Genomic DNA, 15,903 nt, shown 5'->3' with positions numbered 1-15,903 from the left:
TCGAGGATGCGATGACGCACGACGAACTGGTGGCCGCCGCGGTCGCCGAGGCCGCGCCGGTCCGGCCGCGCGCTCGCCTCATCGACGTCGCGATCGCCGCGGGCGTGAGCCCCAAGACCGTCTCCCGCGTCATCAACGACGAGGCCGGAGTACTCCCCGTCACCCGCGACAAGGTCATGCGGACCGTGCGCGACCTCGGCTTCGTGCCCGATCGCAGCGCCCGCGAGCTCAAGCGCCAGGCGGCCGACACCATCGGCATCCTCATCGACGCGATCAGCGACCCGTTCTTCGCCGCCTTCGTCAGCGTCGTCGAAGAACTCGCGGTCGCCGAGGGGCTCAGCGTCATCTTCGCCAGCACCGGCTACGACGCGGCGCGCGAGCGCACGCAGCTCGAACGCCTGACCGGCCACCGGCTCGCCGGTCTCGTCGTCGCCCCCGTCGCCGTGGGGGCGGCCACCCTCGCGGGGCTGCGCACCCGCTTCCCCGTCGTCACCGTCGACCGCTCACGCTCGGGCATCGACGCGGTCGTCATCGACGACTTCGGCGCCGCCGCCGAGGCGACCGCGGCACTCCTCTCGCACGGACACCGCCGCGTGGCCTTCATGGGCGAGGACGTGCCGTACCCCACGGTCAGCGACCGTCTCGCCGGCTACCGCTCGGCCCTCGAGGCGGCGGGCGTGCCGTTCGACCCCTCGCTCGTCGTCACGCACGAGCGCTTCCAGGCCGGCGAGGCGGCCGAGGCGTCACGGCTGCTCGAGCGTGCCGACGCGCCCACCGCCCTGCTGTGTGCCACCAGCCTCGCCGCGATCGGCACGGTGCAGGCGATCCGCGCCCGCGGCCTGCGGATGCCGGCGCTCGTGTCGTTCGGCGACTTCACCCTCGCCGAAGTGCTCGAACCCGGGATCACCTACGTCGACCACGACCCGCGTCTCATGGGCGCCGCGGCCTTCCGTCGCCTGCGCGAACTCGCGGTGCACCCCGAAGCCGAGCCCACCCGAACCGTCGTCCCCACCCGTCTGGTCCCGCGTGGATCGGGTGAGGTCGCCCCCTCCTTCCCCCTCGACCCGATCGGAGCGACGCGATGAAGCCCGTCCTGCTGCCCCCCAATCCCGTGCAGCACTTCTACCGCGGGGGCGACCGCATCGCCGCCCTTCGCGGCATCGTGCCCGAGACCGACCGTCAGCCCGAGGAGTGGCTCGGCTCCACCGTCTCCCGCTTCGGCTCCGACGAGATCGGCCTGGCCGTCACCGACGGCGGAGAGTTCCTGCGCGACCTCGTGACCGCCGATCGCGCCGCCTGGGTGGGAGCGCGCGGCGGACGCGATGCCGCCGATCTCGGCATCCTGGTCAAACTCCTCGACGCGCGGCAGCGTCTCCCCGTCCACGTGCACCCCGACCGCGGATTCGCGTCGTCGCACCTGGACTGCCCCTACGGCAAGACCGAGGCCTGGTACGTGCTCGAGACCGAGGACGACTGCGCCGTGTACGTCGGGTGGAACGAGAGCGTCGACCGCGACGAGCTCGACCGCCGCCGCGACGCCCAGGACAGCGAGTGGATGCTCGCCCACATGAACCGCGTCGTCGTGCGCCCCGGCATGGGGGTGCTCGTGCCCGCCGGCACCGTGCACGCGATCGACGGGGGCATCTTCGTCGCCGAGGTGCAGGAGCCCACCGACTTCTCGATCCTGCTGGAGTGGTCGGTCACGACCTCGACGCGCGAGGAGTCGCACCTCGACCTCGGATTCGACGCCGTCATGCCCGCCGTCTCGACCGAGAAGCTCGACGCCGAGGCCCTCGACGCCCTGGTCGACACCTCCGGCACGACCCCGGCAAGACCCGCCTTCCGTTCTCTGCTGCCGGATGCCGCCGACCCCTACTTCCGCCTCTTCGACGCCGCGGGAGACACCGTGGCGCACGCGGCCGGCTTCTCGGTCGTGCTGGTGCGCGAGGGCGCGGGCGCCCTGGTGTCGGATGCCGGCCGGGTCGACGTCGAGCGCGGACAGGTCTACGCCGTCCCGCACGCCTTCGGTGCATGGCGCCTCACGGGCGGAGCCGAGATCCTCGTCGCCGCGCCCGGCGCCGGCTGGCCCGGAACCCTCCGCGGCGGTGACGTGCGATGAGCGAGTATGTCGTCGGCATCGACATGGGCTCGACCAGCACCAAGCTGCTCGTCGCCACCCCCGAGGGACGCCAGGTTCTCGTCGTGAGCCGCCGGTCGCCGTGGACCAACCTCGACCACGGTCAGGCCGAGATGACCGCGGCCGAGGCGATCGCCGTCGTGCGCGACCTCGCCGCCGAGGCCGACGCGCGCCTCGACGAGGGCTACCGCGTCGTCGCGCTCGGGGTCTCGGGCATGGCCGAAGCGGGCGTCCTGCTCGACGAGCGAGGCGAGGCCCTCGCCCCGATCATGGCGTGGTTCGACCCGCGCGGGGCGGCGCAGATCATGTCGACCCCCGAGTCCTTCCGCGCCGAGTTCCCCGGCCGCACCGGACTGCCCGTCGGACCCCTGGCATCCATCGCCAAACTGCTGCACCTGCGCGACGAGGGCATCACGCTCGCGGGCACCACGTTCCTGAACGTCCCCGAGTTCGTCGTGCACGCGCTCGGCGGCCCCCGCGTCGCGGAGTACTCGCTCGTCTCGCGCACCGGGCTGATCGACCAGGACGACAGCACCCCCTGGCAGGCGGCGCTCGACGTGCTCGGCGTCGACGAGAGCATCCTCGGCACCCTCGTCAGCGCGGGAGAACCGGTCGGCACCCTCACCGATCCCGACATGCCCGCCGGCTTCCGTGGTGCGGCCCTGACCGTCGCCGGTCACGACCACCTCGTCTCGGCGGTCGCCGTCGGCGCCACGCACACCGGCCAGCTCTACGACTCGATGGGCACCGCCGAGGCGCTCGTGCGCGTACTCGACGACACCCTGCCGTTCGACGCGCGCGAACGCCTCGCCCACGCCGGCATCAACTGCGTGCGCCACGTCATCCCCGGCAAATACGTGCTGCTGGCGGGCACGAAGTCGGGCCTGCTCATGCGGCGCGTGCTGCAGCTTCTCGGAATCACGGATGCCGTGGGGCGGGCCCGCATCGACGACGAGGCTCTCGCTCTTCCCGTCGACGGCACCCTCGCCGACGGAGGCCTGGAGGTCTCGGGCGCGCGCAACGACGACGGCGTGCTGAAGATCGTCGCGCAGAGCGACGGGCTCAGCCCCGCCGAACTGTTCGCGGCGTCGCTGCGACACGGCAACGACATGCTCGCCGAGTGCATGTCTGCGATGGACCGCGAAGTGACCCCTCCCACCTCGACGGTGCTCACCGGTGGGTGGTCGACCATGGCATCCGTCGTGCGCTCGCGCTCCGCGCTGCTGCCCGAGGTCACCGTCTCGACCCACGACGAGGGCACGGCCTACGGCACCGCGCTCTTCGCCGCTTTCGCCGCGCGTTCCGCCGGGGACACGGCATCCGGATCCTTCGCCGACGTCGCGAACACCTTCCTCTCGTCAACGCTCGACACGGTGGAGCACCGCCCCGCCGTGCTCGCCTCTCTCACCCCCACCCCTGAAAGGAGCTGACGATGTCGTCAGTCAGCACGACCGTCCCGGTGCTGCAGGCCCGTGGCCTGTCACGTCAGTTCGGATCCGTCCGCGCCCTCCACAACGTCGACTTCGAGGTCTACCCCGGAGAAGTGACGGCCCTGATCGGCGACAACGGCGCCGGCAAGTCGACCCTCGTGAAGGCCCTCTCGGGCAATCTGGCGGTCGACGAGGGCGAGATCCTCTTCGATGGCAAGCCCATCGAGATGTCGAACCCCCAGGTCGCGTCGGGCCTCGGCATCGAGACGGTCTACCAGGACCTCGCCCTGGCGCCTCACCTCGACCCCGTGCAGAACATGTACCTCGGTCGCGAGATCCGCCGCCCCGGCCTCGCGGGTGCGCTGGGCTTCATGAAGACCAAGGAGATGGCCGTCGCCTCGCGGGCCGCGTTCGACGAGCTCGGCGCGACGGTGCGATCGCTGTCGTCGCCGGTGGGCGAGATGTCGGGCGGTCAGCGCCAGGCCATCGCGATCGCCCGCGCCGTGCACTGGGCCGGACGCCTCGTGTTCCTCGACGAGCCCACCGCCGCCCTCGGCGTGCGCCAGACGAAGAACGTGCTCGAGACGATCCGCCGCGTGCGCGACAAGGGCATCGCCGTCGTGCTCATCTCTCACTCCATGCCGCACGTGATGGAGGTCTGCGACCGCATCCAGGTGCTGCGCCTGGGCACCCGCGTCGCCAACGTCGACGCGAAGAACACCTCCATGGAAGAACTCGTCGGACTCATGACCGGCGCCGTCACGAAGGACGACTCCAAATGAGCACCAAGACCCCTCCCACCGAGACCGTCGCCATCGGCACGTTCGAGGACACCAAGCCCAACTTCTTCCTGGGGCTGCTCAAGGCGCAGGCCTTCCAGATCCTCATCATCCTCATCGTCATCGTGCTGATCTTCAGCGCGCTGGCGCCGGACTCGTTCGCGCAGTGGTCGAACTTCCGCCTCATCATCCAGAACGCCTCGATCCTCGCGGTCCTGGGCGTCGGCATGACCTACATCATCATCACCTCGGGCATCGACCTCTCGGTCGGTTCGGTGCTGGTGTTCTCGGGCGTCGTGTCTGCCCTGACGATGCGCGCCCTCGGCGGCGAGGGCTGGGGAGTGGCGACCGTCGGCATCATCGTGTCGATCCTGAGCGGCGTGTGCTGGGGCCTGCTCAACGGCTTCCTCATCGCGAAGGCGAAGATCCCGCCGCTCATCGTCACGCTGGGCTCGCTCGGCATGGCCCTGGGTCTCGCGCAGATCCTCACCGGCGGTGTCGACATCCGCGACGTGCCCACCGTGCTGACCGTCTCGATCGGCTACGGCAACGTGTTCGGGTCGCTGCCGATCATCAGCGTCATCGCGCTCGTCGTCGTCGTCATCGGCGCGATCGTGCTGCACTTCACCAAGTTCGGCCTCTACACCTACGCCGTGGGCTCCAGCGAGCTCGCTGCCCGCCGCGTCGGCGTCAAGGTCGACCGTCACCTCATCTCGGTCTACACGCTGTCGGGAGCGCTCGCCGGACTCGCCGGCATCCTGGCCCTCTCGCAGTTCTCGACCACCGCCATCGCGGGGCAGTCGCAGACCAACCTGAACGTGATCGCGGCTGTGGTCATCGGCGGCACCTCGCTCTTCGGCGGGGTCGGCACGATCTTCGGCACCGTGGTCGGCCTCTTCATCCCGGCCGTCCTGCAGAACGGCTTCGTCATCACCGGCGTGCAGCCCTTCTGGCAGCAGGTCGCCGTCGGCGCGGTGCTGATCACCGCCGTCTACGTCGACCAGGTGCGCCGCACCGCCGCGACCCGCGGCAACACCCAGAGCCTCTGGCGGAAGTTCGTCAGCGGAGGACGCCGCGGCTGAGGCCCGGCATCCGACACCCACCAAGAGAGAACAGGCAATCACAATGCAGTGGAACAAGAAGGTTCTCGCGTTCGCCACCCTCGGCGCCGCAGCCACCCTCGTGCTCGCCGGCTGTTCCGGCGGATCGTCGTCGGGCGGCGCGTCCGGCGGATCAGACGGCGGCTACAAGATCGCGTTCGTGCAGGGCGTCGCCGGAGATGAGTTCTACATCTCCATGCAGTGCGGCATCCAGGCCGAAGCCGAAAAGGAGGGCGCGACCGTCACCACCCAGGGGCCCGAGAAGTTCGACCCGACGCTTCAGAAGCCGATCGTCGACGCGGTCGTGGCTTCCAAGCCCGACGCGCTGCTGATCGCACCCACCGACGTCTCGGCCATGCAGGCACCGATCGCGGCCGCCGAGGCGGCGGGCATCAAGGTCGTCCTTGTGGACACGACGCTGGAAGACCCCTCCGGTGCGGTCTCGCAGATCTCGTCCGACAACGAAGGCGGCGGGGCTGCCGCGTTCAAGGCCATCCAGGACGCCAACCCCAACGGCGGCAAGGTTCTCGTGGTGTCGGTCGACCCCGGCATCTCGACCACCGACGCCCGGGCGAAGGGCTTCGAAGACGCGGTCGCCCAGGACAGCAAGTTCGAGTCGGTCGGTGTGCAGTACTCGCACAACGAGCCCTCCACGGCTGCGGAGATCGTGACCGCCGCGCTGCAGAAGGACCCCGACATCGTGGGCATCTTCGCCGCCAACCTGTTCGCTGCCGAGGGCTCGGCCACGGGCGTGCAGCAGGCGGGCAAGCAGGGTCAGGTCACGATCGTCGGCTTCGACGCCGGTCCCGCCCAGGTGAAGGCGCTCGAGGCCGGCACCGTGCAGGCCCTCGTCGCGCAGGAGCCCGCCACCATCGGTCAGGACGGCGTGCAGCAGGCCATCGCGGCGCTGAAGGGCGAGGCGACCGAAGCCAAGATCCAGACCGGCTTCACCATCCTCACCAAGGACAACATCGACACCGATGGCAAGGACGCGGTGTACAAGTCGTCCTGCTGATCGACACCGGATGCCGGGATCTCGCGGTCGCGCGGGGTCCCGGCATCCGCCCCTCCCGCCCGGGGGTTTCGACAGGCTCAGCCACCGGACTCGTGCAACATTCCGCCCCGACAAGAGAGACACCGCCGTGCCGCTGGCCGACATGCCCGCCCTGCTCGCCGCGCACCGCGCGGTCGGGGCCTTCAACTTCATCACCCTCGAGGTCGCCGAGGCGATCGTGACCGGGGCCGAGGCCGCCGGCACCGGCGTGGTCCTGCAGCTTTCACAGAACGCCATCGCCTTCCACGGCGGTCTGGCGCCCGCCGCCTCCGCCGCCCTCCGCCTGGCCGAAGCGGCGCGGGTCGACGTCGTCGTGCACCTCGACCACGCCACCGACGAGCCCCTCATCGACGAGGCCCTGGCGGTCGGCATCCGTTCGGTCATGTTCGACGCCGCTCACCTGACCGACGCCGAGAACCTCGCGCGCACCGCCGCCGTCGCCGAGCGCGTGCACGCGGCGGGCGGATGGATCGAGGCCGAGCTCGGCGAGATCGGCGGAAAAGGCGCCCACGCCCCGGGGGTGCGCACCGACGTCGCCGAGGCCGTGCGCTTCGTGCGTGAGACGCGCGTCGACGCCCTCGCGGTGGCGGTGGGCAGTGAGCACGCGATGCGCGAGCGCAGTGCCACCCTCGACGGGCAACTGATCGCCCGACTCGCCGCCGAACTCCCCGTGCCCCTCGTGCTGCACGGGTCGAGCGGCGTCGCCGACGCCGGCATCGACGCAGCGGTGCGTGCGGGCATGCGCAAGATCAACATCGGCACGCACCTCAGTCAGGTGCTCACCTCGGCGGTGCGCGCCGAACTCGAGCGGGATCCGGATGCCATCGATCCGCGCCGCTGGCTGGATCCCGGTCGCACGGCGGTCGCCGCCGAGGTCGAACGGCTGCTCGGTGTCGTGACGGGACGCGCCGCATGAGCGGTATCGTGACCCTGACCGCCGCAGGCGCCATCGACGCCACGTATCGGGTCGGAACGCTCCGCCGCGGGGCCTTCGCGCGCGCCGAGAGCTATACCCGCGAGGTGAGCGGCAAGGGCGTCAACGTCGCGGCCGCGCTCGCGGCCGGAGGCGCGGACGCCTCCGCCGTGGTGGTGCTCGGCGCCGACGACGTGCGGTTCGCGCGCTGCGGTCTGACCGCGCCCCTGCTGCGCATCGTCGAGGTGCCCGGGACGACGCGCGTGAACACCTCGATCATCGACGCCGAGGGGGCCACGACGAAGGTCAACGCCCCGACTCCGCCGCTGTCGGCAGAGGCCTGGGAGGCCACGGTCTCGCTGACGCTCGACGAGCTCGACCGCGGTGCCGCGTCGTGGCTCGTGCTGTCGGGGAGCCTGCCCGAGCTCGCCGGAACCGGCGCCCTCGTCGACCTCGCCGCCGTGCGTGCGGGGGCGGCCGACCGCGGCGTGCGCCTCGCCGTCGACACCAGCGGCGCAGCCCTCGACGCTCTGCTGGCCAATCCTGTCGGCATCGACCTGCTCACCCCGAATGCGGAGGAGCTGGCCGCGGCGGTCGGCCGCCCGCTCGCGACCTTCGGCGAGGTCATCGACGCGGCGCGCGAGATCATCGCCCGCGGCGTCGAGACCGTCGTAGCCAGTCTGGGCGGAGACGGGTTGCTCGCCGTCACCGCCGAGCGCGCGGTGTTCGCCCGCGCCCAGGCCCCGTACGTCGCCAACACCGCGGGGGCCGGCGATGCCGCTCTCGCCGGCTTCCTGCTCGGCCTCACGCGTGCTCCCGCGGCGAACGCTTCCGGAGCCGACCCGCTCGCCGTCGCGGCCGCGTCGGCCGCCGAGTGGGGCGCCCACGCCGTCGCGCACGCGTCGACGCTCGTGGCGGGGCCGCCGCTCGGCATCCGGGCCCTCGTCGAGGCCTCGCCGGAACTCGATCGCACGCTCACCCCGGAGGACGCCGCATGAACCTCGCGCCCGTGCTCGCCACCGTCGGTGATCCGTCCCGTGTGCGCACGCGCGCCATCGACCGGGTCGCGTACGCCAACGACGCCTCGCACTACCTGCTGACGCCCGAGGCGGTCGTGATCGCCTCGGGTGCCGCCGAGGTCGGTGCCGTGATGCGCGCAGCGACGGCGTCGGGCACGCCCGTGACCTTCCGCTCCGGGGGCACGAGCCTGTCAGGGCAGTCGGCCGGGTCGGGCCTACTGGTCGACGTGCGGCAGGGATTCGGGCGCATCGACGTGCTCGACGGCGGCCGGCGCGTGCGCTCGCAGCCGGGGGCCACCGTGCGTCAGGTCAACGCGCGGCTCCTGCGCCACGGGCACCGCCTCGGCCCCGATCCCGCGAGCGAGGCCGCGTGCACCATCGGCGGAGTCGTCGCGAACAACTCCAGCGGCATGGCGTGCGGAACGGTCGAGAACTCGTACCGCACCCTCGAATCGGTCGTGCTGGTGCTGGCATCCGGAACAGTCGTCGACACCGCGGACCCCGACGCCGATCGGCTGCTCGCCCAGCGCGAGCCCGCGCTCGTCGACGAGCTCATGCGGCTGCGCGAACGCGTGGTGTCGAACCCTGCGAGCGTTGCGCTCATCGAACGGCAGTTCGCCATGAAGAACACCATGGGCTACGCCCTCAACGCCTTCGTCGACTTCGACACCCCCGCCGCCCTGCTGGCTCACCTGGTCGTCGGCTCGGAGGGGACGCTGGCGTTCGTCGCCGAGGCGACCTTCCGCACCGTGCCGATCCGACCCGCGATCACCACGACCCTCGCGGTGTTTCCCACGCTCGACGCCGCCACGCGGTCTCTTCCCGCGCTGGTCGCGACGGGCGCGGCGACGCTCGAGCTGATGGATGCCACTTCGCTCCGAGTCGGCCAGCGTCTGGCCGGGACTCCCGCCGCGATCCACGGCTTCGAGGCGACGACCCAGGCGGCGTTGCTGGTGGAGTATCACGCCGACGACCTCGAGGCCCTGCGCGCCCTCGCCGAGAGCGGATCGCGAGTATTGGGGGAGCAGGACCTGCGCACCCCCGCGGTCTTCTCCAGCGACGCCGCCGACCGCGCGGCCGCGTGGAAGTTCCGCAAGGGCCTCTACGCCTCGGTCGCCGGCGCCCGCCCGAGCGGCACCACCGCGCTGCTCGAAGACGTGGTCGTGCCCGTCGACCGCCTCGCCGACACCTGCGGAGGGCTGCAGGAGCTGTTCGCGCGCTACGGCTACGCCGACAGCGTGATCTTCGGCCACGCCAAGGACGGCAACATTCACTTCATGCTCACCGACCGGTTCGAGGGCGCGAAGGCCCTCGGTCGCTTCGAGGGGTTCACCGACGCGATGGTCGACCTCGTGCTCGACGCGGGCGGCAACCTCAAGGCCGAGCACGGCACGGGTCGCGCGATGGCACCCTACGTGCGGCGGCAGTACGGCGACGAGCTGTACGACGTGATGGTGCGGCTCAAGCGCCTGCTCGACCCCAGCGGCATCCTGAACCCGGGTGTCATCATCGACGACGACCCGACCGCGCACATGCGGAACCTCAAGACGCCGGTGTCGATCGAGCCCGAGGCCGACCGCTGCGTGGAGTGCGGGTACTGCGAACCGGTGTGCCCGAGCCGCTCGCTCACCCTCACCCCGCGCCAGCGCATCGTCGTGCGGCGCGCCTCTACCGCCGCTCGCGAGCGCGGCGACGGAGCGCTCGTCGCGGAGCTCGAGAAGGACTACGACTACGACGGCGTGCAGACCTGCGCGGTCGACGGCATGTGCCAGACGGCGTGCCCCGTGCTCATCAACACCGGAACGCTCATGAAGCGCTTCCGCCGGGAGGACGCGAACCCGGTGCTCGCCGCCGGCTGGTCGGCCGCGGCGACCGGATGGGGTGCCGTGACGCGCGCGGGGTCCGCAGCCCTCTCGGTCGCCTCCGTGCTGCCCACGCCGGCGGTGCGGGCGGTGACGGATGCCGCGCGCGCGGTGCTCGGCGCCGACACGGTGCCCCGCTACGCGGCCGAGCTGCCCGGCGGCGGAGCGTCGCGGAAGGCCCTGGGCCGGGTCGTCGGCGCCGAGGGGGTCGAGCCGAGCGCGGTGTTCCTGCCCGCGTGCGTCGGGAGCATGTTCGGACCGGCCTCCTCCGACGGCATCGGCGCGACAGCGGCGTTCGCGCGGCTTCTCGAACGGGCGGGGGTCTCGGCGATCGTGCCCGAGGGGATCGATGCGCTGTGCTGCGGCACGCCCTGGTCGTCGAAGGGGTACGCGAAGGGCCACGCGACGATGTCGGCGCGCGTGCGGGCGGCGGTGGCCGAGGCCTTCCGCGGGGGCGAGCTGCCGGTGGTGTGCGACGCCTCCAGCTGCACCGAGGGCTTCGCGGCGACCCTGCGCGACGAGGGAGTGAGGGTGATGGATGCCGTGGCCTTCGCGGCATCCGCTCTGCTTCCACACCTGACCCCCACGCCGGTGGCCGAGCTGCTGGCTCTGCACCCGACGTGCTCGTCGACGCAGCTGGGCATCGACCCGGCCCTGCGCGCGCTGGGCGAGGCCGTCGCCTCGGAGGTGCGCGTGCCCGATGCGTGGGGCTGCTGCGCCTACGCGGGGGACCGGGGCATGCTGCATCCGGAACTCACCGAGGCCGCGACGGCCCCCGAGGCGGCCGAGGTCGCCGGGCTCGGCGCCGACGCCTTCGCGTCGTGCAATCGCACGTGCGAGCTCGGCATGACGAAGGCCACCGGAAAGACGTACGTGCACGTGCTGGAGCTGCTGGAGCGCGCCACGCGGGGCGACCGGTAGCGGCCGCGCCGCGTCAGCGCTTCTGGCGGTCTTGGATCAGCTCCTTGGTCCGCAGCAGGCGGAGCGCCGTCACCAGCAGGATCCCGCCGAGGACGTTGAACAGCAGCGTGTAGCCGAACCATCCGAGCCACTGCAGGTAGGTGATGTCGGCGCCGCTCTGGATCGCTCCGAAGATGAGCAGCGAGTCGAGGATGGAGTGGAACAGCTGCAGCCCGGCGAGGAGGAATCCGCCGATGACGGTCGCGACGATGCGGGCGGGGTCGGATTCGGTTCCCTGCTGCATGCGCGTCATGAGCGTGATGGTGCTGCCTCCCAAGACGGCGAGCACGATGCTCTGCACCCCGAAGGGCGCGTCGACGTAGTGATGCGCCGCTTCGGCGAGGGTGTCGTGCCACTGCGGGAAGGCAGTGGTCAGAAGCCACATGAAGAGCCAGCCGCCGGCCAGATTCGCCACGAGGGTTCCGCCCCACAGGCGGGCGAGTTGCCCGATCGTCCCCTCTCGAGCGACGAGCGCAGCGATGGGCATGAGGAAGTTCTCGGTGAAGAGCTCGCTGTGGGCGAGCAGGAGCGCGATGAGTCCGACGCTGAACGCGACGCCGGCGAGGAGATGATCGCCCGTCTGGTGGAGAACCGCGAGATACGCGGCGACGCCGAGACCCACTTCGAGGCCGCCGAAGAAGCCGGTGATCAGGACGATCCGCCACGGCCGCGCCAGGCGTTCGGCACCTTCGCCGACGGTGGCGTCGAAGGACTCGGCGAGCTCGTCTTCGACGACTTCGTCGGAGTCGCCGACTTCGCGGCGTCGGTCGTCGCTCACTGAGGGTTCTGTTCGATGGCCATGACTCACTGTCGGTCCGAAGCCGCCGTGGCACAACCCACCTGCGCGGGCGCGGGCATTCGTGTACGGCTCGTCCGACGTGCGGCGTGCGCCCGGACCCGACGTCAGGGTGTCGCCGGGACGAGCCGCAGCGTCCCGGATGCCGTGACCTCGAGCCGCACGGCATCCAGCCCGTCGACGACGAGGTCGGCGGTCAGTTCTTCTTCGGCGGTCGTGCCGGTGAGGGCGACCACGGCGCAGCCGGCGGCGCGGGCGGCGGCGATGCCGGCGGGGGCGTCTTCGACGACCAGGCAGCGGTCCGGTGAGAAACCGAGCCGCTCGGCCGCCAGCAGGAACGGCTCGGGGTCGGGCTTGCCGTTGACCACGTCGTCGACCGTCACGAACACCGCCGGCTTCGCGTAGCCGGCGGCGGCCAAGCGCGCCGTGGCGATCGGCACGGATCCCGACGTGACGATCGCCCTGCGGTCGGCGGGCACCGAGTCGAAGAAGACGTCGGCACCGCGGATGGGCTGTAGGCCCACGGCATCCGTCACCTCGAGATCGGTGACGTGCGCGAGGGCCTCCGCGTGCCGGTCGGCGGGGAGCAGCACCCCCACGAGGGTGCGCGCGGGCTGGCCGTGGTTGGCGTGCAGGGCCTCCATCGACACGTCGAAGTACTCGGCTAAGCGGCGCCACGAGCGTACGACGGATGCCGTGGAGTCGACGAGCGTGCCGTCGAGGTCGAAGAGCACGGCGTCGAACTCGCGCGAGAAGATCGCGGCGTCGGCCGGCACCGCGCGTCGCAGGCCCAGCGCGGGCAGCACGCGCGCGAGCTGCTGCGCGGTCGAGAGCTCGGCGTCGACACCGAGGACGTCTATCGCCGGGGCGACGGCAGGGGTGTCGGGGCGGTGGGCGTCGCGGGCGGCGGCACGATCGGCGCGGCGGGAGGCCAGCACGGACGGGTCTCCGTCGACGTGCACGACGACGGGCTCGGTGGGGAAGAACGCATCGCGCAGCGCCTGCCACTCGTCGCCCCCGGCGAGCTCGGCGCTGAAGGGCGCCACCACGACGACACGGCCCGCGGTCGAGAGCACGTCGGCCGCCGTCGCCCGCAGCGCCGCGTACCGACCGGCGCGGATCTCGGTCGCGAAAGGCGAGGTGAGCCAGTGCCCGCCCAGCGCATCGGCGGGGAGGGCATCGAGCAGGGGAGTCGTCACGCTGTCGAGGTCGATGAGTGCGGCGCCGAGCTCGGCGGCGATCGCGCGGCCCAGGGTGCTCTTGCCGCTGCCGGCGGGTCCGGCGACGACGACGGCGAGCGAATCGGGTATTTGACACGGCGACGGCATACCCCCACCATAGACGTAGCAAGTCACCGGTGTCATGCCTGAAATTCCGGGACTCGAAGAAGTTCCGGAAAGGACGGCCGCTCATGCAAGACACCGGTGTCACGGCATTCGCCCCCGCCGACGCCTCCCTAGCCGCCGGCCTGCGCCTGCACGGGGGGATCGACCTCGGCAGCACGGGCGTGAAGATGCTCGTCATCGACGACCACGGCACCGAGGTCGCGAGCGCCCAGGTGCCCACCCCGTGGCGCGTGGGCGAGGGCGGAACGACCGACATCGACGCCGACGACCTGCTCGCCGCTGTGCGCGCGTTGGTCGATCTCGTCGACACCCAGCTCGCGCCGCTCACGCCCGAGCCGCTCGCCTCGCTCGCCGTCGCGGGCATGGGCGAGACCGGGATCCTCATCGACGCCGACGGTCGCGCCGTCGCCCCCGGCTTCGCCTGGTTCGATCCGCGCGGGTGGGAGCAGATCGCGCTCTTCCCGGATGCCGTGCGCGCCGAGTTCGCCGGACGCACGGGCCTGCCGCTCGGCGCCCAGGTGAGCGTCGCGAAGCTCGCCTGGCTGTGCGATCAGGGCACCTCGCTCGTCGGCCTGCGCTGGCTCGACCTGCCCGAGTTCGTGGTCGCCTCCCTCGGCGGCGACGTCGCCCTCGAGCTCTCGCTCGCCTCGCGCACCGGCCTCATCGATCAGGACTCCGGCGCCGCGTGGCCCGCGATGCTCGACGCGCTCGGCGTCGACGCCGACCTGCTGCCGCCGCTGCGCGGAGGCGGACTCGCCTGGGGCACGGCATCCGACGCCTTCGGCCCGCGACTCGCGGGCGCCGCGCTCACCGTCGCCGGTCACGACCACCTCGTCGCCGCGCAGGCCAACGGCACCCTCGACGCCGACGGCTACCACGTCTCGCTCGGCACCGCCGAGGTGCTGCTGCGCGTGCTCGACGAACCCCTCGGCTTCGCGGCGCGGCAGCGCCTCGCCGAGGCCCTCATCAACGAGGTGCGCCACGTCGTACCCGGCAAGCACGTGCTCGTCGCCGGGGTGAAGACCGGACTTCTGTTGCGGCGCGCCCTGCACGCCGCGGGCATCAGCGACCGCGCCGGGCGTGACGCCCTCGACGCCGCCGTCATGGCTCTGCCGTACGAGGGCGAACTGCCCGCCGGGGCGATCGAGGTCACCGGCGCGCGCAACGACGACGGCGTGCTGCGCCTGACCCTGCACACCGAGGCGTCGCCCGCCGAGATCTTCGGTGCCGTGCTGCGGCACAGCAACGACGAGGTCGCCGCCCTCATCGCGGCCATGGACCGCGAGATCGCCCCGGCCACCCACTCCACCCTCACCGGCGGCTGGGCGGGCATGGCGAGCGTGCGCCGCGCCCGCGCCGAAGTGCTCCCCGATCCGTCCCTGTCCACCCGCGAGCAGGACGTCGCGTGGGGAGCCGCCGACATGGCGCGGCGCCTCGTCTCGGCATCCGCCCCGTCCTGACTTCCCACCCGCCGCGCCCGTCCCGATCGGACGCGCGAACAGACCACCCGCGCCGACCGGCGTGAAAAGAACCGAGAGAAGAGAGATCATGAACGCACTCACCACGATCGAGCGCCGCGCGCTCCAGTCGATCAGCACCCCCGACGGTCACATGCTCATCGTCGCCGCCGACCAGCGCAACGGCATGAAGGCCGCCATCAAGGACGCCCCGAACGGCTCCGACGCGATCTCGCGCGATGAGCTCGCCGAGGTGAAGGCCGACCTGGTCCGTCATCTCGCCAACCATGCACCGGCGATCCTGCTCGACCCCGAGGTCGCGCTGCCGCAGATCGTCGACGACGGCGTGCTCGCCCGCGACACCGCCCTCGTCGTCGGCCTCGACGCCTCGGGTGCCGAGACCGTCGACGGCCTCAAGTACACGCGCTTCGTTCCCGGAGCCACCCCGCACTCGATCCGTGAGCAGGGTGCCGACGTCGCCAAGATGCTCTGGTACACCCGCCCCGACAAGCAGGATGCCGACTCCCGCGTCGCCCGCGAGATCCGCGACCTCGTGCAGGCGTGCGAGGCCGAGGGTCTGCTGCTGATCGTCGAACTGCTGACCTACCAGCTCGAAGACGAGAGCGACGAGGAGTACACGGCGAAGTTCGCCGACCTCGTCGTCGACGGTGCCGCCCTCGCCGTCGCGTGCGGTGCCAAGATCCTGAAGCTGCAGTACCCCGGCTCCGCCGAGGCGAGCGCCCGGGTGACCGAGGCCGCCCAGGGCGTGCCGTGGGCCGTGCTGTCGGCCGGCGTCGACCACGAGACCTTCATCGAGCAGGTGCGCACCGCCGTCGCGAACGGCGCCTCCGGTGCCATGGCGGGCCGGTCGCTGTGGAAGGACAGCCTGTCGATCGACGCCGACCGTCGCGAGGAGCTGCTCTCGGGCCGCGCCCTGCCGCGCCTGCGCGAGCTCGCCGACGCCGTCGACGGGCACTGAGATGACCTCGCCCGCGCGGCTGCGGTCGATCCCTCCGCGGGTGCACGCGGGGGAGGGTCGACCCGGCGCCG

At 71.9% G+C, this 15,903-nt stretch carries 13 protein-coding genes; 11 read left to right on the top strand and 2 right to left on the bottom strand.

Annotation, left to right across the window (positions count from 1 at the left end; all coding sequences use genetic code 11):
• The first annotated feature begins 11 nt into the window (after window positions 1-11).
• From M3667_RS13015 to M3667_RS12975, 9 genes are all read left to right on the top strand, one after another.
• Complete coding sequence (locus M3667_RS13015) at window positions 12-1,085, top strand: LacI family DNA-binding transcriptional regulator (protein WP_251508593.1); 1,074 nt, start codon at window positions 12-14, stop codon at window positions 1,083-1,085.
• The gene (locus M3667_RS13010; RefSeq protein ID WP_251508592.1) at window positions 1,082-2,119 is read left to right on the top strand and encodes a class I mannose-6-phosphate isomerase; all 1,038 of its coding nucleotides are present in this window, start codon (window positions 1,082-1,084) and stop codon (window positions 2,117-2,119) included. The genes M3667_RS13015 and M3667_RS13010 overlap by 4 nt, the downstream gene beginning before the upstream one ends.
• On the top strand, window positions 2,116-3,567 hold the full coding sequence (locus M3667_RS13005) for an L-fuculokinase (protein WP_251508590.1): 1,452 nt from the start codon (window positions 2,116-2,118) through the stop codon (window positions 3,565-3,567). The genes M3667_RS13010 and M3667_RS13005 overlap by 4 nt, the downstream gene beginning before the upstream one ends.
• Before the next feature lie 2 nt (window positions 3,568-3,569).
• Window positions 3,570-4,349, top strand: coding sequence for an ATP-binding cassette domain-containing protein (locus M3667_RS13000; RefSeq protein ID WP_251508588.1), 780 nt, complete (start codon window positions 3,570-3,572; stop codon window positions 4,347-4,349).
• Window positions 4,346-5,428, top strand: a complete 1,083-nt coding sequence (locus tag M3667_RS12995) for an ABC transporter permease (RefSeq protein ID WP_144832108.1) — start codon at window positions 4,346-4,348, stop codon at window positions 5,426-5,428. The genes M3667_RS13000 and M3667_RS12995 overlap by 4 nt, the downstream gene beginning before the upstream one ends.
• 43 nt (window positions 5,429-5,471) lie before the next feature.
• On the top strand, window positions 5,472-6,461 hold the full coding sequence (locus M3667_RS12990; protein ID WP_251508586.1) for an ABC transporter substrate-binding protein: 990 nt from the start codon (window positions 5,472-5,474) through the stop codon (window positions 6,459-6,461).
• A gap of 127 nt (window positions 6,462-6,588) precedes the next feature.
• A complete protein-coding gene (locus M3667_RS12985) occupies window positions 6,589-7,416 on the top strand; it encodes a class II fructose-bisphosphate aldolase (RefSeq protein WP_251508584.1) in 828 nt (275 codons plus the stop codon).
• Window positions 7,413-8,411 carry a PfkB family carbohydrate kinase gene (locus tag M3667_RS12980; RefSeq protein ID WP_251508582.1) on the top strand — a complete coding sequence of 333 codons (999 nt, stop codon included), beginning with the start codon at window positions 7,413-7,415 and terminating at the stop codon, window positions 8,409-8,411. Before M3667_RS12985 ends, M3667_RS12980 begins: the two co-directional genes overlap by 4 nt.
• Window positions 8,408-11,215 carry an FAD-binding and (Fe-S)-binding domain-containing protein gene (locus M3667_RS12975; RefSeq protein ID WP_251508580.1) on the top strand — a complete coding sequence of 936 codons (2,808 nt, stop codon included), beginning with the start codon at window positions 8,408-8,410 and terminating at the stop codon, window positions 11,213-11,215. Before M3667_RS12980 ends, M3667_RS12975 begins: the two co-directional genes overlap by 4 nt.
• 13 nt (window positions 11,216-11,228) lie before the next feature.
• Here M3667_RS12975 and M3667_RS12970 read toward each other — a convergent pair whose 3' ends face one another.
• Entirely contained in the window at window positions 11,229-12,032 is an 804-nt protein-coding gene (locus M3667_RS12970) for a formate/nitrite transporter family protein (protein ID WP_251508578.1), read from the bottom strand.
• A 125-nt stretch (window positions 12,033-12,157) separates the two neighbouring features.
• Entirely contained in the window at window positions 12,158-13,378 is a 1,221-nt protein-coding gene (locus tag M3667_RS12965; protein WP_251508576.1) for an HAD-IA family hydrolase, read from the bottom strand.
• A gap of 83 nt (window positions 13,379-13,461) precedes the next feature.
• Here M3667_RS12965 and M3667_RS12960 point away from each other — a divergent pair, with 83 nt between their 5' ends.
• Both M3667_RS12960 and M3667_RS12955 read left to right on the top strand, forming a co-directional pair.
• Window positions 13,462-14,856, top strand: coding sequence for an FGGY family carbohydrate kinase (locus M3667_RS12960; protein ID WP_251508574.1), 1,395 nt, complete (start codon window positions 13,462-13,464; stop codon window positions 14,854-14,856).
• A gap of 88 nt (window positions 14,857-14,944) precedes the next feature.
• Entirely contained in the window at window positions 14,945-15,832 is an 888-nt protein-coding gene (locus M3667_RS12955; RefSeq protein ID WP_251508572.1) for a hypothetical protein, read from the top strand.
• The last annotated feature ends 71 nt before the right edge of the window (window positions 15,833-15,903 follow it).

Origin of the sequence: Microbacterium sp. P26 (assembly GCF_023712585.1) — a bacterium.
GTDB lineage: Bacteria > Actinomycetota > Actinomycetes > Actinomycetales > Microbacteriaceae > Microbacterium > Microbacterium algihabitans_A.
Note: the sequence above shows the minus strand (reverse complement) of the source record. Positions and strands in the feature narration are given on the sequence as shown.

Excerpts from the sequence above, each read along its gene's own strand:
- M3667_RS12980 (WP_251508582.1), top strand. The coding sequence starts at position 7,413 with ATGAGCGGTATCGTGACCCTGACCGCCGCAGGCGCCATCGACGCCACG.
- M3667_RS13010 (WP_251508592.1), top strand. The coding sequence starts at position 1,082 with ATGAAGCCCGTCCTGCTGCCCCCCAATCCCGTGCAGCACTTCTACCGC.
- M3667_RS12995 (WP_144832108.1), top strand. The coding sequence starts at position 4,346 with ATGAGCACCAAGACCCCTCCCACCGAGACCGTCGCCATCGGCACGTTC.
- M3667_RS12990 (WP_251508586.1), top strand. The coding sequence starts at position 5,472 with ATGCAGTGGAACAAGAAGGTTCTCGCGTTCGCCACCCTCGGCGCCGCA.
- M3667_RS12965 (WP_251508576.1), bottom strand. The coding sequence starts at position 13,378 with ATGCCGTCGCCGTGTCAAATACCCGATTCGCTCGCCGTCGTCGTCGCC.
- M3667_RS13005 (WP_251508590.1), top strand. The coding sequence starts at position 2,116 with ATGAGCGAGTATGTCGTCGGCATCGACATGGGCTCGACCAGCACCAAG.
- M3667_RS13000 (WP_251508588.1), top strand. The coding sequence starts at position 3,570 with ATGTCGTCAGTCAGCACGACCGTCCCGGTGCTGCAGGCCCGTGGCCTG.
- M3667_RS12955 (WP_251508572.1), top strand. The coding sequence starts at position 14,945 with ATGAACGCACTCACCACGATCGAGCGCCGCGCGCTCCAGTCGATCAGC.
- M3667_RS12960 (WP_251508574.1), top strand. The coding sequence starts at position 13,462 with ATGCAAGACACCGGTGTCACGGCATTCGCCCCCGCCGACGCCTCCCTA.
- M3667_RS13015 (WP_251508593.1), top strand. The coding sequence starts at position 12 with ATGACGCACGACGAACTGGTGGCCGCCGCGGTCGCCGAGGCCGCGCCG.
- M3667_RS12975 (WP_251508580.1), top strand. The coding sequence starts at position 8,408 with ATGAACCTCGCGCCCGTGCTCGCCACCGTCGGTGATCCGTCCCGTGTG.